This window comes from Paenibacillus sp. MAH-35, from assembly GCF_058135425.1.
Genome location: NZ_JBYUPU010000029.1, coordinates 1 through 20,033 on the forward strand (window position 1 = coordinate 1; position 20,033 = coordinate 20,033).

At 56.1% G+C, this 20,033-nt stretch carries 18 protein-coding genes; 8 read left to right on the forward strand and 10 right to left on the reverse strand.

Annotated features, from left to right (window positions below):
- Positions 1–118: 118 nt before the first annotated feature.
- The gene (locus AC3Y2E_RS24240; RefSeq protein WP_379214995.1) at positions 119–1,534 is read left to right on the forward strand and encodes an extracellular solute-binding protein; all 1,416 of its coding nucleotides are present in this window, start codon (positions 119–121) and stop codon (positions 1,532–1,534) included.
- A 170-nt stretch (positions 1,535–1,704) separates the two neighbouring features.
- On the opposite strand, the gene AC3Y2E_RS24245 is transcribed toward AC3Y2E_RS24240, so the two are convergent.
- The 9 genes from AC3Y2E_RS24245 to AC3Y2E_RS24285 form a co-directional block, all read right to left on the reverse strand.
- Positions 1,705–2,172: a RidA family protein gene (locus tag AC3Y2E_RS24245; RefSeq protein WP_379214997.1), complete on the reverse strand. Its 468-nt coding sequence runs from the start codon at positions 2,170–2,172 to the stop codon at positions 1,705–1,707.
- Between the two features lie 99 nt (positions 2,173–2,271).
- A complete protein-coding gene (locus tag AC3Y2E_RS24250) occupies positions 2,272–3,291 on the reverse strand; it encodes a stalk domain-containing protein (protein WP_379214999.1) in 1,020 nt (339 codons plus the stop codon).
- 149 nt (positions 3,292–3,440) lie between these two features.
- Positions 3,441–3,770, reverse strand: a complete 330-nt coding sequence (locus AC3Y2E_RS24255; RefSeq protein ID WP_379215001.1) for a DivIVA domain-containing protein — start codon at positions 3,768–3,770, stop codon at positions 3,441–3,443.
- Positions 3,771–3,785: 15 nt separating this feature from the next.
- Positions 3,786–5,285: an IMP dehydrogenase gene (locus tag AC3Y2E_RS24260; RefSeq protein WP_379215003.1), complete on the reverse strand. Its 1,500-nt coding sequence runs from the start codon at positions 5,283–5,285 to the stop codon at positions 3,786–3,788.
- 179 nt (positions 5,286–5,464) lie between these two features.
- A complete protein-coding gene (locus AC3Y2E_RS24265; protein ID WP_379215005.1) occupies positions 5,465–7,312 on the reverse strand; it encodes a right-handed parallel beta-helix repeat-containing protein in 1,848 nt (615 codons plus the stop codon).
- 20 nt (positions 7,313–7,332) lie between these two features.
- Positions 7,333–8,658: an ABC transporter substrate-binding protein gene (locus AC3Y2E_RS24270; protein ID WP_379215007.1), complete on the reverse strand. Its 1,326-nt coding sequence runs from the start codon at positions 8,656–8,658 to the stop codon at positions 7,333–7,335.
- A 304-nt stretch (positions 8,659–8,962) separates the two neighbouring features.
- The gene (locus AC3Y2E_RS24275; protein WP_379215009.1) at positions 8,963–9,751 is read right to left on the reverse strand and encodes a hypothetical protein; all 789 of its coding nucleotides are present in this window, start codon (positions 9,749–9,751) and stop codon (positions 8,963–8,965) included.
- A gap of 241 nt (positions 9,752–9,992) precedes the next feature.
- A complete protein-coding gene (locus tag AC3Y2E_RS24280) occupies positions 9,993–10,982 on the reverse strand; it encodes a LacI family DNA-binding transcriptional regulator (protein WP_379215011.1) in 990 nt (329 codons plus the stop codon).
- A gap of 348 nt (positions 10,983–11,330) precedes the next feature.
- Positions 11,331–11,495, reverse strand: a complete 165-nt coding sequence (locus tag AC3Y2E_RS24285) for a DUF1328 domain-containing protein (protein WP_190929866.1) — start codon at positions 11,493–11,495, stop codon at positions 11,331–11,333.
- 370 nt (positions 11,496–11,865) lie between these two features.
- On the opposite strand from AC3Y2E_RS24285, the gene AC3Y2E_RS24290 reads away from it, so the two are divergent.
- From AC3Y2E_RS24290 to AC3Y2E_RS24305, 4 genes are all read left to right on the forward strand, one after another.
- Positions 11,866–12,219 (forward strand): YflT domain-containing protein, encoded by a 354-nt coding sequence (locus tag AC3Y2E_RS24290; RefSeq protein ID WP_190929853.1) that lies wholly within the window; start codon positions 11,866–11,868, stop codon positions 12,217–12,219.
- A 201-nt stretch (positions 12,220–12,420) separates the two neighbouring features.
- Positions 12,421–13,578: a PP2C family protein-serine/threonine phosphatase gene (locus AC3Y2E_RS24295; RefSeq protein ID WP_379215014.1), complete on the forward strand. Its 1,158-nt coding sequence runs from the start codon at positions 12,421–12,423 to the stop codon at positions 13,576–13,578.
- A complete protein-coding gene (locus AC3Y2E_RS24300; RefSeq protein ID WP_379215016.1) occupies positions 13,578–16,295 on the forward strand; it encodes an ATP-binding protein in 2,718 nt (905 codons plus the stop codon). Before AC3Y2E_RS24295 ends, AC3Y2E_RS24300 begins: the two co-directional genes overlap by 1 nt.
- An 89-nt stretch (positions 16,296–16,384) precedes the next feature.
- The gene (locus AC3Y2E_RS24305; protein ID WP_332076113.1) at positions 16,385–16,903 is read left to right on the forward strand and encodes a hypothetical protein; all 519 of its coding nucleotides are present in this window, start codon (positions 16,385–16,387) and stop codon (positions 16,901–16,903) included.
- Between the two features lie 1,146 nt (positions 16,904–18,049).
- Here AC3Y2E_RS24305 and AC3Y2E_RS24310 read toward each other — a convergent pair.
- Complete coding sequence (locus AC3Y2E_RS24310) at positions 18,050–18,214, reverse strand: hypothetical protein (protein WP_190929849.1); 165 nt, start codon at positions 18,212–18,214, stop codon at positions 18,050–18,052.
- Positions 18,215–18,381: 167 nt separating this feature from the next.
- Here AC3Y2E_RS24310 and AC3Y2E_RS24315 point away from each other — a divergent pair, with 167 nt between their 5' ends.
- From AC3Y2E_RS24315 to AC3Y2E_RS24325, 3 genes are read left to right on the forward strand one after another with little or no spacing between them, the layout of a single operon-like run.
- Positions 18,382–18,735: an STAS domain-containing protein gene (locus tag AC3Y2E_RS24315; RefSeq protein WP_190929848.1), complete on the forward strand. Its 354-nt coding sequence runs from the start codon at positions 18,382–18,384 to the stop codon at positions 18,733–18,735.
- Between the two features lie 21 nt (positions 18,736–18,756).
- Complete coding sequence (gene rsbW, locus AC3Y2E_RS24320; protein ID WP_190929847.1) at positions 18,757–19,203, forward strand: anti-sigma B factor RsbW; 447 nt, start codon at positions 18,757–18,759, stop codon at positions 19,201–19,203.
- Positions 19,200–19,973: a sigma-70 family RNA polymerase sigma factor gene (locus tag AC3Y2E_RS24325; protein ID WP_332076115.1), complete on the forward strand. Its 774-nt coding sequence runs from the start codon at positions 19,200–19,202 to the stop codon at positions 19,971–19,973. The genes rsbW and AC3Y2E_RS24325 overlap by 4 nt, the downstream gene beginning before the upstream one ends.
- The last annotated feature ends 60 nt before the right edge of the window (positions 19,974–20,033 follow it).

A 20,033-nucleotide genomic window follows, 5' to 3' on the forward strand; every position in this document is an offset into this window, starting at 1 on the left:
ATTTGTTCCAAATTAACTTCCCAAACACAAAAAAAGAGAAAAAATATCCCCTCCCTTCTTTTAATACACATGTAATTCATATATAATTATAATATCAATTAGATCGAAAGGTGAGATTATGTCCGAGAAAGCTAGCCGCAAAACGTTCCGAGCCCGCCTTCAAACGATGGTTCAACAGCTGCGCAGCGGCATTATAGAGGGCACCTACTCCGTTGGCGACTATTTGCCTGCCGAGAGCACGCTCGCCGAGCAATTTCAGCTCAGCAACAATTCGGTGCGCAAAGGACTCGAGGTGCTGGTGGAGGAAGGCTTTATTGTCAAAATCGATAAAGTCGGCAGCCGTGTGATCAAGTCGGCGGAGCGGGAGCGGATCACTGTAACCGTAGGCTGCATGCCTTCAATAACGCGGGATTTGGAGTTTATGCGGCTGCTCGATGATTTCCACGCCCTTCATCCTGCAGTTGCCGTCAAACCAGTTACCGGGACGGCAAGCGGCCTATTCACCAGCCGCACCTATATCGAATCGATCAGGGAGCAGATGGAGAGCGGCTCGATTGACATTTTCACGCTCAACAACATGAATTTCAACGAGCTCGCGGAAAGCGGCTATACGGGGCTGCTGGAGGAGCAGCAGGCAAATGCGGGAATCTATCCGTTCCTGAACGAGGCTTTTACTGCTGACGGCACCTTGTATGTACAGCCCGTAACATTTTCGCCGGTCGTGCTCTGCTACAACCGGACTCATTTCCTCGAAGCGAAGCTGCCGGAGCCGGACTCCGGATGGAAATGGAACGATCTCGTTCAGGCGGCGGCCCGGCTGACCGTGCCCGGTCAGAAGCACGGATTTTACTTTTATCAAGTATCGGAGAACCGATGGCCGCTCTTCCTGCTCCAAAGCGGAGAATCTTTTCTGCGGGATGGCGGTCTTCCGGGGGACATACGGGGAACCCGGCTGATGGAAGGCATCCGGCTGTGCGGGGAGCTGATCCGTGACAGAGACATCTTCCCGGGCTACTTGTCCGAGAGCAGCACGGATGCGAGCCGTCTGTTTCTGGAAGGAAAAATATCGATGATGCTGGCTACGTACAGCAGTTTAAACGACCTAAAGCATTCCGGCCTCGACTACGACATATCGCCGGTACCTTATGTCCATATCCCGATTACACTGCTGCTCTCGATCGGTATGATCGTGAACAAGCGCTCCAAGCATAAAGAAGCGGCCCGGCAGTTCGTAGACTATATGACCTCCGAAAGGGCGCAGAGTCTGATCCGCCGACACACAGTCAGCATTCCCGCCATGAAGCAGGCCGCAGAAGCTCCGGTCCCGGAGGAACCCCGGATGAACCGGCCGAGACACTATTCGTTGTTCCGCGAAATCATTCCTTCGTACCGGCTGCATTCGGAGCTCCACTGGCCGGCCCGGGATTTCGAGCCCCTGCGCCATCTGCTCAAAATGTTCTGGTCCGGTCTGATCGACGAACACACATTGAGCGAACGGATCACATCTCTGCTGCGGAAAGACGGTGCCGGCTAAACGAATCAGAATCCGGCCGTCCGACTGCGGACAGGAACGAACCCTTGACGGACACGCAGAGAGACGCGGGTATGCTCAGCGGCAATACGAGTCCGCCCGCCTCACTCTAAGATTCATACGGCAAAGAGGCAGCCTGATGGCTGCCCCTGACCTCTTTTCCTACTGTCGCATTAAGCCTTCAAAGACACGATCATATCGACCTCGGTCGAAGATCCGAGCGGAAGCGTATGGATGCCCAGAGCGGCCCGGGCATGCTCGCCGGACGATCCGAACACGCCGATCAGCACCTCGCTGCCTGCGTTCATAATGACCGGATGCTCCGTGACATGATCGGCGCAGGACAAAAAGCCGTTGACTTTGAGAATTTTGTCCACTTTATCCAAGCCGATCTCCCGGTCGAGCGATTCTAGACAGTTGACGACCGACAACGCCGCCGACTTCTTCGCCTCTTCGATCGACACGTCGACGCCGATCCGCCCTTTGTACAGCAGTTCTCCTCCGGAGAACGGCACGTGACCGGACACATAGGCGAGATTCCCCTCCACCCGTACCGGCAAAATGACGCGAGGCCCGCTGCTTGCAGGCGCAGGCTTAAATCCTAGCGATTGTTTAATCTCTTCATACTTTTGACGATCCATGTTCCATCCGCCTCCATGATCTATGATTGATAGGATATGGCTTTCTGCTGCGGCTATCTCCCGCAGGCTGTCTCATCTTCCTAACTCTACCGTTTGCTTTTACTGCGTGTCAATAACGGGGTTCGCTTCAACCTTCACGACGAAGCCATAAGAAGCGTCTCCCCCGAACGTATCCTTCCCGTCCCACACTGCCCTGACCGCGTAGAAATAAACCCCTTCCCGCTCCGGAGCGGCGAAGCTGCCGTCCATCAGCTGGATCTCGTCCATGGTCCCGTTCGCATGCAGCCGGTACAGGAGCAGATGGGTCGGCCGGTTGTTGCCTGTAAAAGAAGTCCGGATAGCCGCCCCGGGGGCAACCGCCTGTACCGGCAACTCTTGGGTTACTCCAAGCAGGCTTCTCTCGGCGCACCCAAACCAGCAATACGTACCGACAGCTACAGGCAGCTTAACCCCGTCTGCGATGACGTCCGGTATCGGGGGTCCCAACGCCCCCGCATCAGAATCGGCGCCCTGATGCGTGAAAAAGCCGCCAACCAGCAGCACATCGGCATATCCTGAAAGATCGGCTCCACCTTCCACCGGAGTTTCGAAACGCTGCACCCGATAAGGTCCGCCTTCCGCATCCTCATGGAAGCGCTGGCTAATACCGGCTCGTCCGATCACTTTGTTCTGCCCGTCGTAGAAGACCAGATCTCCCCGGAACGCATAAGGCATCTTCTCCCGCGCTATGGTGGACCTCGTATCATCCAGCAGCACCAGACCGGTCACCACCGAACTTCCGTTTGTTTGACTTACCTGTAATCCGCCAACGTAAATCCCCGGGTAATCCGGATCGTGCAGCAAAGGCCCGGCTTGGTTTGACAAAACGGATACGGTTCGGCTCCGTTCGTCGTAGCTGACGGCGGCTCCCATCTGCTCGGCCATATAGCGAAGCGGAACATAGACATGACCGTCGTAATTCAAGATCTCGTACCCGGCAGGCAGAGCGGCCGCTTCCCCGTTCATATGCAGCGACACGGCAGCCTTCACCGCCTGCAGCACCGACTCTCCCGCCGCCCAGACGGAGCTGCCCGCCCCCAGCATCATTCCCAGCACAAGTCCGAACAACACTTTCTTCATCCGCATCCTCTCCTAATCTGTCCCGGCCTCCAGACGGCCGAGTTCCATTTTCCAATATATACCTAATGGAAGTGAGAAAGTTGTGCAGACAGCACAAAAAGAGAGCCGCCCTCAGGCAGACTCTCTTCCGGTATAACGCTATATCTGCTTCACCACTTCTTGCCGTCCCGTCTTTCCCCGAACACCTGAAGCTCCAGATCGCTCAGCCGGCGCTGCATCTGGCTAAGCGGGTCCTCCGGTTCGATCCGGCTTTCCACGTGCCGCTCCTGAACCTGGGCCTCCAGAGTCTCGATCTTGCCTTCGAGCTCCTTCAGGATTACCACAAAGCGTTCGTAATCTTTGATGATGATATCCAGATATTCGTTCACTTGATCCTCATTATAACCCCGCAGCTGCTTATCGAACTCGTGATTGTATATATCCAGCGGGCTTAAAGACAGCAAGTATTTGCTCAAATGCGATGCAGTCCGCTCGGACATCTGCTCAGCGCCTCCTTATTCTTCGGACAGGCTGCTTTCCTTCAGGATGACGTCATGAGCGCCGCCCTCAACGATGCTGGTTGCGGATACGAGCGTAATTCTCGCCTTCTGCTGCAGCTCTTCAATGGAGAGTGAACCGCAGTTGCACATCGTCGATTTGATTTTGCCGATTGTCTTATCGAGGTTTTCCTGCAGACTGCCCGCGTACGGCACGTACGAATCGACACCCTCCTCGAACAACAGGCCCTGCTTGCCGCCCGTGTCGTACCGCTGCCAGTTGCGCGCACGGTTCGAGCCTTCGCCCCAGAACTCCTTAACGAAGTTATTGCCGACACGCAGCTTGCGGGTCGGGCTCTCGTCGAAGCGGGCAAAGTAACGGCCCATCATAACGAAATCCGCGCCCATAGCCAGCGCCAGTGTAATATGATAATCGTGCACAATGCCGCCGTCCGAACAGATCGGAACATAGATGCCCGTTTCCCGGTAGTATTCGTCCCGGGCTTGCGCAACTTCAATCAGAGCGGATGCCTGGCCCCGGCCGATCCCTTTCGCCTCACGGGTTATGCAGATCGAACCGCCGCCGATTCCGACCTTGACAAAGTCCGCTCCCGCTTCGACCAGATACAGGAAGCCTTCGCGGTCCACGACGTTACCCGCTCCGATCTTGGCGTTAAAGTTCGCTTTCACGTACTGGATCGTCTCGCGCTGCCATTCGGAATAACCGTCCGACGAGTCGATGACGAGGACGTCGACTCCGGCTTCCACCAGAGCAGGGACTCTTTCCTCGTAATCCTTCGTATTAATACCGGCTCCGACGATGTAGCTTTTGTTCGAATCGAGCAGCTCCAGCGGATTTTCCTTATGCGCGTCGTAGTCTTTGCGGAAAACGAGGTATTCGAGATTTTGGCCGCCGTCCACGATCGGCAGACAGTTCAGCTTATGCTCCCAGATCAGATCGTTCGCTTCCGACAGCGTAATCCCGGACTTGCCATAAATAAGCGAAGGGAACGGAGTCATAAAATCGGCTACCCGCTTATCCTGCGCATCCCGGCTGACCCGGTAGTCCCGGCTCGTTACGATCCCGAGCAGCTTGCCGGTCGGCGAACCGTTGTCCGTAATGGCGACGGTCGAGTGCCCGGTTTTCTCTTTTAACTGCAGCACATCTTTTAAAGTATGGTCAGGAGTCAAATTGGAGCGGCTCACGACAAATCCGGCCTTATAGCCTTTTACCTTACGAACCATCTCCGCCTGGTCATGCACCGATTGAGAACCGAAAATAAACGAAATTCCGCCGCACCGCGCCAAAGCGACCGCCATACCATGGTCGGATACCGCCTGCATAACCGCAGATGAGAACGGAATGTTCAAAGAAACGTCGGGCTTCTCGCCCTTTTTAAACTTTACGATCGGCGTCTTCAAGCTGACATTGGCCGGCGTACAGTCCTTTGTCGTCAAGTTCGGCAGCAACAAATATTCGCTAAACGTCCTCGATGGTTCTGTGTAATAATAAGCCACTTTCCTCTGCCCTCCATTATTTGTTCTCGATAAATTTTTGCAATCATACCATACGATTATGAAAGAAGCAACGGATATTTTTGCACGAGCACGTTCTTGTAGGAAGAATGCCGTCCATCCAAGTGAAAAACCCTCCACGCCTGATTCTGCATGGAGGGAATACTTGACCGGCTGCCCGGTTACAAAACACCGATTACGTACCTTAATGGATCGCTCGCGCTTACGACGGTAAGCTGCGTATTCGTATCAATGGATGCGACCAGCTTGCCGCCGGAGGTGGCGACATTCAGGAAGTCCGTCCCGGGCCGGAAGCCGGACGTATACCAGCCTCTTGCGATTTCGTGGCGCAATCCGCCGCCGGATACGGAGCCTGTCGCGATGATCAGCGTTCTGTATTTCGTTATATCGTCATTCAACACAACCGTTCCGCTGGAAACATTCAGACTCCCGGTCAGCATACGCTCGCCGCTCTCCATAGCGATGACGGCGTCAACCGAGTCGCTGTGAATCGTTCCGGACACCCCCGGGGCGGCCGTATTGGCCGAGATCTTCACGCCCGTACTGCCGGCGGGGATGTAGATCGCGTATTTGTAATTATTCGTATAGCCCGCGTTACCGAGCGAATTGCCGGCTATTTCTACATTCGAGCAGTTGTCGGCACGAATGCCGTAATATTGCCCGTGTTGCGCCTGACTGACTCCCCGAAAGACGTTATTACGCAGCACAAGATCGTCCGTATTCGTTATATAGGCCCCTTCGCGATTAGAGGTCGACCCGATATTGCCGTCCACCACAATCCCCGCCCCCCCGATCATTCGAAAAGGCGAAAACGCGATGTTGTTCAGTACATTGCCGCATACCGTGATGTCGGCGGAAGGCTCGTCGAATACGCTGCTCGTCTTGCGGGAAATCGTAATGCCGTGCAAGCCGGCATGACTTACGGTATTATTGGCAACAATCGTATTCCGGCACGAGTAGATCGCAATACCCGCACTTCCTGTATTCTCGATCGTATTGCCCGCAACCACGGCGTTCCGGTAGCTTTCCGGCTTGATCGCAATATCGGCGATCTGGTTGAAGTAGTTGTTCACGATACGGATATTGCTGTGAAACACCTGCTTGCCCGCACTGTCGTATTTCGAGCCGTGAGTACCGACGCCTCTATGTCCGTTCACGAACGTACAGCCCTCAATCAGCACGTCGCAGCAAGGCGTATCGTCGAACGCGCCGAATGTGGGGAACGCTTCGGCTGAGGCGAAATCGATCTGCACCATCTCGTATTGGCCGGTCGAAGCGACCACCTGATCCTGGAACAGACAGTGAAGCAGCTTGACATTGCGGCTCGAATTGAATTCGATGATATGCCCGTTATGGCCATTAATAAACCGGACTCTCTCGATATGAACGCCGTCAGCGTGGGCGATGCCGAACGCCTGGAAGTTGCGTGACGGGTTGGTCGGAGGATGCGTATACCCGCACAGATCGATCGTCCCGCCGATGACCGTGATGTTGCCATCGCCGCCGTAGCCGTATGCATATTCAGCATCGCCGATATCCCCGTTTACGAACAGTTTCAGATTGGAGTCGGGATTTCCGAGTTTTTTCAGTACGGCCCCATCCTCCATTTTGATCGTCGTATGGCTGTACAACCGGAGCACCCGGGTGATGACATATTGTCCGGGAGGCACGTAAACGACTCCGCCGCCCCTCATCTTAATATGCAGCAAAGCTTGTTCGAACGCCCCCGTATCGTCCGTCACTCCGTCTCCAACCGCTCCCAGCCGCTTCACATCGTACCAGCCCTCCGTCCCGTGCCGGTCCGGATGAGGGTGGCCAGGGTAAACGCTTTCCGTAACCGATAGGTTCCCGCGTCCCGATTGCTCCCAATCGGCAGACTTGCCGTGAGCGATTGCCGCTCCGACGGAGCCAACCGCCATAACGGCGCCGGCTGCGCCGAGCGACTGCAGCAGCTTTCTCCGGTTGAATCTGGCCTCCGACGAAGGATTGTCGTATGAATTGTTCGACATCCCGCCCACCTCCCGGTGTTTTATTGTCCCTTCGCTTTAATGCTGTTGTTGATCGCCTCTTCCGCATCTCTCAGCGCCGAATTCACGTCCTTGCCCTTCTGGAACATATTGCGGAGCTCCGCCTGGATCAACGTCATCGAGCTTGTGTCATGCAGGGACGGCGTATACGGAGCGGCGGTTGTCGTCTTAAACACAGCTGCAATATTTTTGCCTTTCAGGAACGGCAAGTCTTGCCCGAACGCCGTCTTGTATTTCTCGTCTTTCATGATGCTGTTCCTGCCTTGCTTCGCCATATCGAGCTGGACTTCGTCGGAGATGACGGTCGTCATCACTTTGAACACCTCGTCCGGATATTTGCTTATACTCGTCGGCACCATAATGTGCAGATCCGCTCCCATTCCTTTGCCCGGCGCTTCGGGGAATACCGGGTAGGCTGCAAAATCCCAATTGAGATCGGTCAGTTCTCCCAGCCGGGCGGTCGTGATGATGTTGACATCGGCCAGCATGGCGAGCGTCCGGTCTTTGGTGAAGGCGTTGATGCCGGCCGTTTTCCATGCATGCTTGCCGTTTCCGGGTATGGAGTAGATTTCCGCCGCCTGAAGCAGCACCTTTTTCCATAGCTCATTATTAATAACGGCACGGTTCGTCTTCGGGTCAACGAACGGCAAGGACAGCTGCATCGCCATCCGTTCCGGAACGTTAGGCTCGAGTCCGCGGTATTGGGTCGTCCCGTCCATGCGGGTAAGCCGCTTCGCCAGCTCCGTTGCTTCCTGCCACGTTATTCCGTCTTTTGGATACGGCACGGCGAATTTGTCGAAAATGTCTTTATTGTAATACAAGGCGCTGAAGCTTCTGGTGTACGGAATCGCTACGAGATCGTCTCTCTGCGCGGCGGCTTGAATCGCTTCCAGCGTCTGCGGCTCGAACCGGGCCAGATCGACCGAATGCTTCTTCAGCCCTTCCATAAGCGAAGTTAGCAGCTTGGCCTCGCTGATCGCGGGAATTCCATTGACGTTATTCGTTATGATCATATCGGGCACACCGTTCGATGCCAGCATTTCCGGAATGAGCTTGTCGTCGTAATCGACCCGTTCGACCGTAATCCACGGGTAAGCCTTGCTGACCGAATCGGCAAAAAACCGTTTAAATTCTTCATCCGTCAAATAACCGCTCTTCTTCACCCCGATCTTGATCGTTACCGGGTCCGGGGTTTTCTCTTCCGGCTTGGCGGCCGGTACGGGTTCCGCGGACTGCGAGCATGCGGCGAGTACAAACAGCGCCGCAGCGGGAACGATGTAGCGTAAGGCCGCACCTATCCGAATCTTTACTTTTCTAGAATGGATCATTTGCGAGGACTCCCTTCCAATCGGAAATTTTTCGTAATCGATTACATTTCAAACAAACCCGTTCGTTCCTGTTTGTACGCTCCTGCATCCGGCATCAACGATCGATCTCCACACTACGCGGTTCGGCCATCCTCACCCCCTCAGATTAATTCATTACTGCCGGATCGGGAAGCAAAAGTTTGCAACCGTTTTTCGTAATCGATTACATTCCAGAGAACATTTGATTCCCCTGCCAATTTTCAAGATATCATCGATATGTTAAATCAGATGCAGCTTGCGATAAAGAATTTGTAAAAATCGGGAATTACCGCCCTTCGTAACACTCCACCCGCCTGAAAAACGTCTCCATATCGCTCATCCCGTACATTCCGATGGTGGCGAAACGAAGCCTCCTCCCGCTGATCGCCGGCGCAAGCTGTGCATGTAATCGCTGTACAGCCTCCTCCGCCTTCTCACCCAGCTGTTTATTGGCCAAATATCCGATCGACACGTGCGGCCGGTACTGCGGCACCGCTGTCGGAAAGCCGAAACGCTGTTCGAACACGCCATTCAATCGTTCTCTCGCCTTCTCAATGCCGCTAAGTACAACTTCCGCATGGCTGTCCGTTGGCTTTAGTCTGGCTACAATGGAGGAGTTGTTCCATTTCTCCAGGCAGTCGTATTCGAATTCGATCGGTTCGATGCGGATGCCGATCGGTTCGCCGTCAGGAACGGTAAGAAGCGGATGTCGGGAATCGAACGAGGCCGGCAAGCTTCTCAACCACTGCTCCGCTTCTAACCGGGCCCGATCGGGCAGCCTGCGGACATTGAAATCGTTCAGGCCGTCCCACACCGTTACGTGATAGGAATGAAGCGGCAGCGCACAGAACAAGTAAGAGCAGGCGAGCTCGCCCGCTTCTCTGCTCACGTCCCACAACGTCTGATAAAAGGCAAGCTCGGGACTGCCGCTGCGGCAGTCGATCTTCTCCAGTTCCGGATAACCGTTTACCTTGGAGTAATTGTCTCCCGGATTGTCGAACAAGAGGGAGAAGCCTTTGAAAGGCGCCCACACAGGTACAAAGCCGCTCACTTTGGGATTGGCAATCATCGTCATTGGATAACCCCTTCCGGTTGCAAATGAATCGTGCAGCAGATAGATGCATGCATGCTTGTTTGTCTTTTTGTAATCGATTACATATCTTTCAAAAGAAAAGCGTCCCTCTTTGCCGCCCTCGTCCGGGGCCGGGTACATCTCCGGCCGAATGCATCCCGTCTCCGCCCGGCAATTTGGCCGCCTGCCCGTCCGTCCGGTTCGCCGAACGCTTTCAACGACCGGGCCTGCGGCTCTGCGAGGCTTATGTTTCTCGCACTTCCAAATGGTGCGGCAGCAGGATAAGCCCCTCTTCTTCGTCGCCCGATTCGCCCTGCAGCTTCTCGATAAGTTTGCAGACCGACGTGTAACCCAGATCATACAAGGGTTGGACGATCGAAGTAAGGGTTGGATTCGTAATCTCCGCAACGAACGTGCCGTCGAAGCTGACTAGGCCAACCTCGTCGGATAAGCCGATCGACTTTTCCTTAATCCCTTTCAGCAGATAGGACGCCTGAAGGTCCGAGTGGGTCAGGATGCCGTCGATCTGTAGTCCTTGGCCGAGTATGCCGTTTACGATCTCTTTGACATGCTCGAATTTGTTCTTCGCTCCGGCGATTAATTCGGGACGAAACGGGATGCCCGCTTCGTTCAGCGCCTCCTTATACCCTTCGATCCGGGCGGCAACGGAGCTCGACGCACTGCTTCCGGCAATATAAGCGATATGGGTATGACCACGGCGGATCAGCTCCCTCGCTGCCTCATAACCGGCTTTTTTGTTATCGATCGCTACGCAGGCCGCTTTAATACCCGGATAATATTCGGTGCACAGAACGACGCTGTAATCGTCCACAAGCGTTTCGAGCAATTCCTTGCTCACACTGGACGAAACGAAGACGATTCCTTCCGCCAGATTGGTCTTGAGCATATTGATGTAAGTATCCAGTATCCAGCGCTTCGATTCGATCGTTCCGATAATGATGTTGTAGCCTTTGTCGTAGGCGGCGGCCTGCGCTCCCCTGGCGATTTCCGAAAAGTACGGATTGGACATGGAGGGCAGCACCATCACAACCGTTCGGCTGGCCTGCTTTCGCAAATTTTTGGCGAGCAGGTTCGGCTTGTAGTTCATCTCTTTTATAACCTGCAGCACCTTATTCTTCGTTGCGGGCTTAACGACCGGATCGTTATTCAGCACTCTGGATACCGTCGCGACCGAAACGTTGGCTTGCTTGGCAACCTCTTTAATGGAGCTCATGAGCGGACCGTTTTCCTTTAGCTGGAGTCGGCTGACTTCCGATTTGTAATCGATTACAAAATAATTGATATAACGTTATATTAGCAGAAACTTTCGTAATTATCTATACTTTATATTCATCTGCCCGAAAATTTTGCGGGGCAACGGGAACAGCTGATGATTGGAGCTTCTGGCAGCCGCCCTTTCCCGTCACCCGGGTCGGACAAAGCCGCACTCCCATAGTCCTGCAGGCTGCCCGCACCTGACATCCGCACAACCAAAGAGACCCGCCAGACGGCTGTCGCCGGGCGGGCCTTGATGCCGCGCTCCCGCTTTAGGGGAAGCGCCGTCTGTACCGATGCTGTGCAATCATGCCGAACCTCTGCGTCCGGTAAACAGCGAGATCAGGAACAAGATCAGGAATATAAAGAACAGCACCTTCGCGATCGAAGCGGCTGCGGATACGATGCCGCCGAATCCGAATATGGCGGCTACAATTGCGATAACGAGGAATAAAGCGGCCCAGCTTAACATATGCATCACCTGTCCTTTTGGGATTATGGATGTCCGACGTTTTGCCGGTACATTTCATTACCCGCTGCCCTCCGAATGAAACATGACGCGTTTTCTCGCCCGAACCTCCCCTTTTATTCGCTGTCGCTTGCCGTTGATTGCGTCTTTTTCGCAACTTCACATCAGACCGCGCTTCACCCCGCGATAAGTCATTCCTGCTAGAAACCTTATGTTTCAACCTGTCCTCCCCCGGTTAATAAAAGCCTAGTACGATGCCGGACCGGAAGCGATGCTTCACCCATGTTGAAATGTTTATCCCCGCATCCAGCACCGGCTTCGTACACAAGATCGGCATTCGCCCCACCGGGGCAACGAACAGGAGGCGTTCACTATGAACGAAAAAGTTTTCTTGAAAGTAGTCGATAACGGGGCTAGGGCGATGGAGGAAATCAACACGCTTCACCGTCAAGGCTATTTGCCTGAAGATATTTTCGTCCTGGCGCACGATAAGGATCGCACCGAGTACTTGGCGGGAGCGGCGGATGTCAATACGATCACTTTGGAAGAAGAAGGCGTCATCAAAAGTATCGCCAATATGTTCCGCTCCAGGGGAGACGAGCTGCGCTCCAAGCTGGAGGCGATGGGCTGTACCCCTCGCGAAGCGGAAATGCATGAAGCGGAGCTGGATCGCGGCAAGGTGATCATTATGGCGAGAGCCCGGTCCGCGACCCAGAGGATATTGTAGGATGCGACAATGAGCCAGCCGGCCCCCGTCCGGGGAAGTTCCGGAACAGGCAAGGAATGAGAGCCAGCCCGCTCTCATTCCTTCTTGTCGTTTCAGCCCGGGTGGACAGCCTTTTGGCCGATAAGATAGTATGAACGTACAGCTAACGTGAGAACATCGCCGGATATTCGAACGATTCCATCGATAAGGGAGCAGCAAACGATGCGCATTATGATTGTAGATGATAACCCGATGAACGTGATGGTCGTAAGGGAGATGCTGAAAAAGGCCGGCTACGCCAAAATCGAGACCGCTTCTTCCGCCGGAGAAATGTTCCAGCTTCTCGGCCTGGTCGATCCTGCGCCGCTGCCGCCGTCCAAGATCGACCTGATCTTGCTGGATATGATGATGCCGGGCATTGACGGCATCGAGGCGTGCCGGAGAGTGCAGCAGTCCGAGCAATGGCGCGATATCCCGGTCATTATGGTGACGGCCGTCGGCGATTCGAACAAGCTGGCGGAGGCGCTGGATGCGGGAGCAAGCGACTTCGTCACCAAGCCGATCAACCGGATCGAGCTGCTCGCCCGAATCCGCGCGGCGCTTCGCCTGAAGACGGAGATGGACTGGCACAAGGAGCGGGACCGGCGGCTCCGCGAGGAGCTGGAACTGGCCCGCCAGGTGCAGGCCGCCGCGCTTCCTTCCCCGGTGGACGAGCCCCGCTTGTCGATCCGCGGGCTGTACCGCCCCGCCGACGACCTCGCAGGCGATCTGTACGCCTGGTACCGGATCGACCGCGACCGTTACGGCATCGCCGTCATCGATGCGATGGGGCACGGGATCTCGTCGTCGCTCGTCTGCATGTTCGTCGCTTCCGCTCTAAGGGATGCAATCCTGACCCGAGTCGATCCGGAATTCGTCATTCGCGAGTTGAACCGGAGGACGATGCAGCTTCAATTTTCGAATCCGCTCATCCAATATTACTTCACTTGCCTGTATGTGGTTGTAGATACGGCCCGCGGCACCGCCGAATACGTCAACGCCGGCCATCCTCCGGGGCTGCTGTCCCGGGGCGACGGCTCCGCGCCGGAGCGGCTGGAGCGAGGCTGTACCGCAATCGGACTGTTCGAGCAGATCGAAGTCGAGAAACGGGTGCTCGACCTGAACGTAGGCGACCGTTTGTTCCTCTACACGGACGGGGTGCTGGAGCTGATCGAATCCGGCGAGGAACAGCGCGTCGACCGGCTGCTGGACGCTTTGCTGGAAAGCGGAGCGGACTGCGCCGTGCTGGAAAACCGTTTTTTCCTAGAGCCCGAGCCTGACGCGCGCCAAGACGACCGCTGTCTGGTTGTCGTCGAAGTCCGCAAAGGAGACAGCTCCTGATGAAAATAAAAACGAAGCTCGTCATGGGCTACGGCCTGCTCGTCGCTCTGCTGATCGTCATTACGACGATCGGCTACGAACGGATGGCCAATATGAACGATGCCCTGGAGAAGTTTTACACGATGCGTTATGCCAAAGTAAAGCTGACCTCCACCATTCACGGGGACGTCAACACCGCCGCCCGGGAAATCAACAACGTCCTGCTCGATGCGGACGGCCCCAGAAGCCGGTTCGACGTCATCGATCAGTCGGTCGATAACGTCATCCGGCAGCTCGCCGAGCTGCAAAGCCGGGTGCAGGAGCCGGCCGAGCAGCAGCTCGTCGATACGGCCGTCCGGGAAGCCGAACGGTTCCGGACCTTCAAGGACAATGTCCTCTCGATGCTGATGGAAGGCCGGATGAGCGCTGCGCTCGAATACCGCAGGACGGTAGGCAACGACACGCAGAAGGAATTTCTCGGCAGTCTGGAGAGCTTGTCCGGCTATCACCAGCGGGCGCTTGACGCCGAGCTGGCGGCCTCGCAGGCTACTTACCGCCAATCCGTCAGCGCGACGGCCGTCCTGACCGTGACGGGCATCCTGATCGCGCTGTGCATTATGCTCTGGGTCATTCCGAGCATCACGAAGGGACTCAGCCTGCTGACCGGCATGGCCCGAAAATTCGGTCAGCACCGGCTGCGGTCGCTGCAGCGTATCGAGGTGCAATCGAAGGATGAGCTCGGCCAGCTGGCCCGGGTGTTCCAAAGAATCGCGATGGACCTGCACGCCAAAAACGAGCTGGAAGCGAAATACAACATGGCCAAGGAAGAGCAGGCCTGGGTTAATACGCATATGGCGCGGATTACGGAGCTGCTGGAGCACGCCACCGATATCGGCCAGGTGGCGCAGACGTTCATCACCGAGTTCGCGCCCGTGCTCGGAGCGCAGTACGGCGCCATCTACTTGTACGACGAGCTGCGGCGCACGGACAGCCTGACGCTGCATGGCGTGTATGCCGCAAGCGGCGACGTGGTCGTAGAGCCGTCGTTCCGGACCGGCCAGGGACTGATCGGCCAATGCGCCCAAGATGGCAAGCCGATGACGGTGGACGGCATTCCGGACCATTATGTCCGCATCCGGTCGGGCCTGGGGGAAACCGTACCGGCGCAGCTGCTTATTTATCCGGTCCGCTTCCGCGGCGACGTGATCGGCGTGATCGAGCTCGCCTCCCTCCTCCCGTTCACCTTCATCCGCCGCGAGCTATTGAAGCAGCTTGCCGAGAAGCTCGGCACCATCCTGAACACGATTCACGACCGGCTGCATGTGGAAGAACTGCTCCGGCAATCCCGGGCGCTCACCGAGGAATTGCAAAACCAGTCCAAGGAACTGATGCGCTCCAACGAGATGCTCGAGAAGCATACGAGACAGCTGGAGCGCTCCGAAGAGCTGCTCCAGAAGCAAAGCCTTCTGCTTATCGAGGCGAAAGAAACGGCGGAGCTTGCTTCCCGGGCCAAAAGCGACTTTTTGGCTGTCATGAGCCATGAAATCCGCACTCCGATGAACGGGGTTACCGGCATGACCGATCTGCTGCTCGAATCCGATCTGCAGCCGGAGCAGCAGGAATACGCCCTAATAATCCGCAAAAGTATGGATGCGCTGCTTAAGGTGATGAACGATATTCTCGACTTTACGAAGATGGAGTCCGGGAAGATGGAACTGGAGGAACTGCCGTTTCAACTGGATGCGTGCATCGCCGAGGCGGCCGATCTGTTCCGCGCGGAGGCGGCGAAGCGTAACCTGGAACTGCTGGCCGATATTGACCCGGCCGTACCCAGCTGGATTGTCGGCGACCCGTCGAGGCTGCGGCAGGTGCTGGCGAATCTGATCGGCAATGCGGTTAAATTTACCGAGTCCGGCGGTATTTACGTGCTCGTTCGTCTGGCCGAGGAACCTGCCGACCGGGCCGATTCGGCCGAAGCAACGGATGTGTCGGAGGCCGCTTCGGATGGGCCCGCCTCGGATACTATGGATGCTGCGGGTGCGGCCCCCTCCGACACCGTTTATCTCGAATTTGCCGTCAAGGATACCGGAATCGGCATCCCGCAGGATAAGGAAAGCAGGCTGTTCCAGCCGTTCTCCCAGCTCGACGCCTCGATGTCGCGCCGTTACGGCGGAACCGGTCTGGGGCTGGCGATCTGCAAGTCGCTCGTGCAGCTGATGGGCGGGGAAATCCGCTCGGTCACGGAGGAGCGGGACGGCGCGCTGTTCGTATTCACGATCCGCGCATCGCGGCTCGATGCAGGCAGCGCCGGCGGCGATCTCTCCTTGCGGGAGATGGCTGCCTCCGCCGATAACGCAGCCGAAGAGTTTGCCGCCCGGACGTCCGGAGTCCCCTTAACGGCGGTTATCGCCGATACGCGGCCTTACCGGGCGCTGTTAAACGCCGGTCTGCTTCGCCGGCTCGGGTACAGCTCCACCATCCTGAACGCCTCCGATCCCGCAGAGCTGCGCGAAGCCGTCTCGGCGCAAGACCCCGCCAGCCTGCTCGTGTTCGGAGCGAAGCTGCCCGGCGCGGTTCCTCTCGCCAAGGAGCTTGCCGCCGCAGGGCGGCGAATCGTCCTGGTGGCGAACCGCGACGGCGAAGCCGCTCTGCTCCCGGCGGAAGAGGCAGCCGGCGGCCTTGTCGCCCTGGCGAAGCCTCTTACGCTGAACCGCTGGAAGGAGGCGCTGCTGCGTTAGCGGTGCCGTTTATCGTTTCAACCGTCCCGCCCGGGGGTAATAATAGACAGGGCCGAGAGGCCAATCCAAGCGGCGGGAGGTAGATTGCGATGGAAAGAACGATCGGTATATTTCAGGAAGAGACAGGTGTGGTACGCGCGGTCGAAGCCCTGGAAGCGCAAGGCTTCGGTTCGGAGTCGGTCCGGATCATTGCCGGCAACGGCGACCGCGCGCAGCGGGTGGTAGCTGAAACCGATATGCCGGTGGACCGGCTTCGCGGAGAAGAGGCATACGCAGGCGGCAGGCCGGAGCCGCTTGAGGATCGGGTGCCGTTCGGGCCGATCGGCATGCTGGGAGCAGCCGCTTATCTCACCCATCCCTCCGGCTATTCCGCACCCGGCTCTGCAGACGGATACGTCGGACCGGTAATCGGGGCAGCCGCTCTCTACGACGGGGACAGCAATGCAAGACATAAGATTGATGCGCTCGGACTCAAGGAGTCGGATACCGACTACTGTCTGGACCGAATCGAGCAAGGCGGGCTGCTGGTCGTCGTCGACTCGGACCGGACCGGCCGGCCTTATGCGGAGTCGGCTCTGCGGGAAGGCGGAGCTTCGACGATTTTGTAACCGGCCGGCATGACAGACCGGCCGCGGGCCGCTCCCGGACTACCATTCCGGGATGCGGCTCTTTGTGCTGCCTCGAGGCGCGTTTGGGGGTCGGTAGAGGCTCGGGAGTGGCCCCCTCCTGCCTCCCTTTCCGCCGTATAGATTGAGCAGAACCAATTCCTGCTGAGTTGAGGGGTTGAGAGTTGTTGGGCTGTTGGGCTGTTGAGAGTTGAGGAGTTGAGTAATTGAGGGGTGAGCAACTGAAGAGCGGAGGAGCTGAGCAGTTGACTAGTTAAGCAACTGAAGAGTTGAACAGCTGAGGAGCAACTGAGCAGCTGAGCAGCAGGATAAGATTCGATTGCACCCCTTATTTTAGTGTGAATTCCAATATTTTAGATAATAAGAGATGATAGGGAGGCTGTCGATTCAATGTGGACAACCAAGTGGAAAGGGAAAAGATTACCTTCTGGCGAGTTTTGTCTGGAATCCCCTACCTTACAATCCTTATGAAATCAAGGGATTCCGGACAACCTGTCTGAGCAGAAGAAGGTAACTTTTCACTTGGAACGGCCTGCTATCACTTCTACACAATGAATCGACAGTCTCGATAGGGACTCTTAATAGGGAGGGATGAGCCCGAAACGGGAAATACATCCAGAAATAAAAGCTGCAAATAGCTTCTATTTCCCCCAAAAAGCCAGATAACTGAAAAATAAGAGGGGCAAAAGGCTGCTAATTTATTCGCGCATCCATAGATACCACCGAAAACTACGGATAACCTCGATCCGAACACCCCTTCGGGGTTCACACTGCTCCCAGCACAGACTTTGGCGCACACGGCCCCATTTTCCCACACCGCGAGCGACCCCTGGCGCACAGTGCCCATTCACACGAGGCTGCTCGACATCACTCGCAATCCGGACCCGGCACCCGGCCCAACTTCTAACCGCGCTTCCCCGGTATCTCCCCATTCCCGCAGACGCTCTCTATCCTCCATTCCAAGCGGCGGCTGTCCTATTACCTATTGGGAAAACGGAACATCCTACCGGCTATCGCCGGAAAAAAGCCGCTCCCGCTTACGGCCCCGCACTCCCGATCCCCCATACGGGTTACTCGGGAGAAGCTGCGCGCGCAAGATGGGAACGGCCCTCTCCGATTCTATTCCGTTTAGAACATCGGGAAGACGTATTTGACGAGGAAGTACAGGGCGCCGAAGAAGATGACGATGTATGCCGCATATTTGATAAAGGTTGACGCCACCAGGCTCGAATCCATCTTTTTCTCCACATTGGTTTTCTCGATTTCGACGTTCCGGTTTTGTTCGATAGCCATACGATCGCTCCCTTTCCGTCTTGTATAGTAGCGAAGCAACGCTTACTTGTCGTTACCCGCCCCAAGTCTTTCCTAAACGATTTGCTTTTCGATGCCGCCGGCATGTTTCAACCCGATTTTTTGTGGTTAAATAACAATAGACGTTCGGATAAGGGAGATGAACCGAGTTGAACAAGCATACCTCTGATAAATTAAAACTGCGCACCGAGACCCAGGAAGGTCGGTGCACCGTGTATATAAGCGGCGAGCTCGATCTTGAAGTCGCTTCACAGATGCGAGCGGTCATGGAGCCGCTTGTCGAGCTCTGTGACCGGATCCTGACGTTGAACCTGAAGGAGCTCCGTTACATCGACAGCACCGGGATCGGCATTCTGATATCCGTGCTGAAGGCGCGTCACGCCAGGAACGGGTCTTTCACGGTAGAAGCGATTCCGCCCAATATCAAGAAACTGTTCGACATGACAGGCATTACGCCGTTCCTCACCCAAGTCGGCCCGTCGTCGGCCGCTCAAGCTCACTAAGAAAGGATCGATACAATCCAGATGAAATCCGTTGAACCGACTGTTACGCTTCGCGTTCCGGCCACGGCGGAATACGTCGACCTGGTCCGGTTAACTTTATATGGAATTGCCTCCAAGATGGGATTTTTGTACGAGGAAATTGAGGATATGAAGGTGGCGGTTTCCGAAGCTTGCAACAATGCCGTATTGTATGCTTACGAAGGAACGGGCATGATGGAGATCCGTTTCCTGATTGACGGGGATGCTCTCTCCATTACCGTAAAGGATGAAGGAAAAAGCTTTAGCGTGACAGCGGCGGATGCTCAGTCGTCTCCATCGCTGCACGGCAAGACGATCGATGAAATCGAAGCCGGGGGGCTAGGTTTATACTTGATGCAGGCGCTTATGGATGAGGTCGAGGTAAACGGCGGTGCCGGAACCGAGGTCGTCATGACGAAGCGTCTGGGCAGGAGTGAGGAGATGGCATGAGCTCTAACCCGGCATGGCCTTGCCCGAATTCGTCTGCTGCACTGATCGTCGAGTATCAGCGCAACCCGAGTGACGATTTGGCTACAACGCTCATCCGGCAATACGAACCTATGGTCAAAATGGCAGCGGGCAAAATGTCCCGAAATCGTCCCGATCTGTACGAGGATTTAATTCAGGTCGGGCAAATGTCGCTTCTCCGCTTGTTCGACCAGTTCGACGCCGGAAAGGGCAGCCCGTTCGAACCTTACGCTATGAAAAGCATCATCGGGCATATGAAAAATTTTCTTCGCGATACGTCCTGGTACATTCAAGTGCCGCGCCGCATTAAGGAAAAGGGCGCCCTGCTCCAACAGGCGGTCGACGAATTGACGATCCGGCTGGAGCGTTCTCCGAAGATCGAGGAAATCGCAGACCACCTCGGACTGTCGTACGAGGAGACGATGGAGGTGTTCGCCGGACGCGAGCTGTACCACTATGTTTCCCTCGACACCCCCGTATCGGAGGAGGAATCCACCTCTACGCTGGGCGATCTGATCGGCGCGCCGGTTAACGATTTCGAATCTGTGGATAACCGGATGGATCTGGAAGCGGCGCTGGCTCACCTGAAGCTCGAGGAACGAAAGGTGCTGTCCCTCGTCTTCGAAGCCGGGCTGTCCCAGCGGGCGATAGCCGAACAGCTTCACGTCTCACAAATGAGCGTATCCCGCATTCTGAAAAGGGCTACGGAGAAGCTGAAAGCGCTGCTGGAGAACGAGAACCCGGAGCCGTAGCTTCGCCCTTCGCGCGCTGCGGCAGGCAAAGCAGAACCAAGACGGCGCGTACGGCCCGGA

Bases quoted from the DNA above. Each gene is read 5' to 3' on its own strand.
- AC3Y2E_RS24325 (WP_332076115.1), top strand. From the start codon at position 19,200: ATGAGCTCTAACCCGGCATGGCCTTGCCCGAATTCGTCTGCTGCACTG.
- AC3Y2E_RS24265 (WP_379215005.1), bottom strand. From the start codon at position 7,312: ATGTCGAACAATTCATACGACAATCCTTCGTCGGAGGCCAGATTCAAC.
- AC3Y2E_RS24310 (WP_190929849.1), bottom strand. From the start codon at position 18,214: ATGGCTATCGAACAAAACCGGAACGTCGAAATCGAGAAAACCAATGTG.
- AC3Y2E_RS24285 (WP_190929866.1), bottom strand. From the start codon at position 11,495: ATGTTAAGCTGGGCCGCTTTATTCCTCGTTATCGCAATTGTAGCCGCC.
- AC3Y2E_RS24290 (WP_190929853.1), top strand. From the start codon at position 11,866: ATGAACGAAAAAGTTTTCTTGAAAGTAGTCGATAACGGGGCTAGGGCG.
- AC3Y2E_RS24270 (WP_379215007.1), bottom strand. From the start codon at position 8,658: ATGATCCATTCTAGAAAAGTAAAGATTCGGATAGGTGCGGCCTTACGC.
- AC3Y2E_RS24305 (WP_332076113.1), top strand. From the start codon at position 16,385: ATGGAAAGAACGATCGGTATATTTCAGGAAGAGACAGGTGTGGTACGC.
- AC3Y2E_RS24245 (WP_379214997.1), bottom strand. From the start codon at position 2,172: ATGGATCGTCAAAAGTATGAAGAGATTAAACAATCGCTAGGATTTAAG.
- AC3Y2E_RS24300 (WP_379215016.1), top strand. From the start codon at position 13,578: ATGAAAATAAAAACGAAGCTCGTCATGGGCTACGGCCTGCTCGTCGCT.
- AC3Y2E_RS24275 (WP_379215009.1), bottom strand. From the start codon at position 9,751: ATGACGATGATTGCCAATCCCAAAGTGAGCGGCTTTGTACCTGTGTGG.
- AC3Y2E_RS24280 (WP_379215011.1), bottom strand. From the start codon at position 10,982: ATGAGCTCCATTAAAGAGGTTGCCAAGCAAGCCAACGTTTCGGTCGCG.
- AC3Y2E_RS24250 (WP_379214999.1), bottom strand. From the start codon at position 3,291: ATGAAGAAAGTGTTGTTCGGACTTGTGCTGGGAATGATGCTGGGGGCG.
- AC3Y2E_RS24240 (WP_379214995.1), top strand. From the start codon at position 119: ATGTCCGAGAAAGCTAGCCGCAAAACGTTCCGAGCCCGCCTTCAAACG.
- AC3Y2E_RS24295 (WP_379215014.1), top strand. From the start codon at position 12,421: ATGCGCATTATGATTGTAGATGATAACCCGATGAACGTGATGGTCGTA.
- AC3Y2E_RS24255 (WP_379215001.1), bottom strand. From the start codon at position 3,770: ATGTCCGAGCGGACTGCATCGCATTTGAGCAAATACTTGCTGTCTTTA.
- rsbW (WP_190929847.1), top strand. From the start codon at position 18,757: ATGAAATCCGTTGAACCGACTGTTACGCTTCGCGTTCCGGCCACGGCG.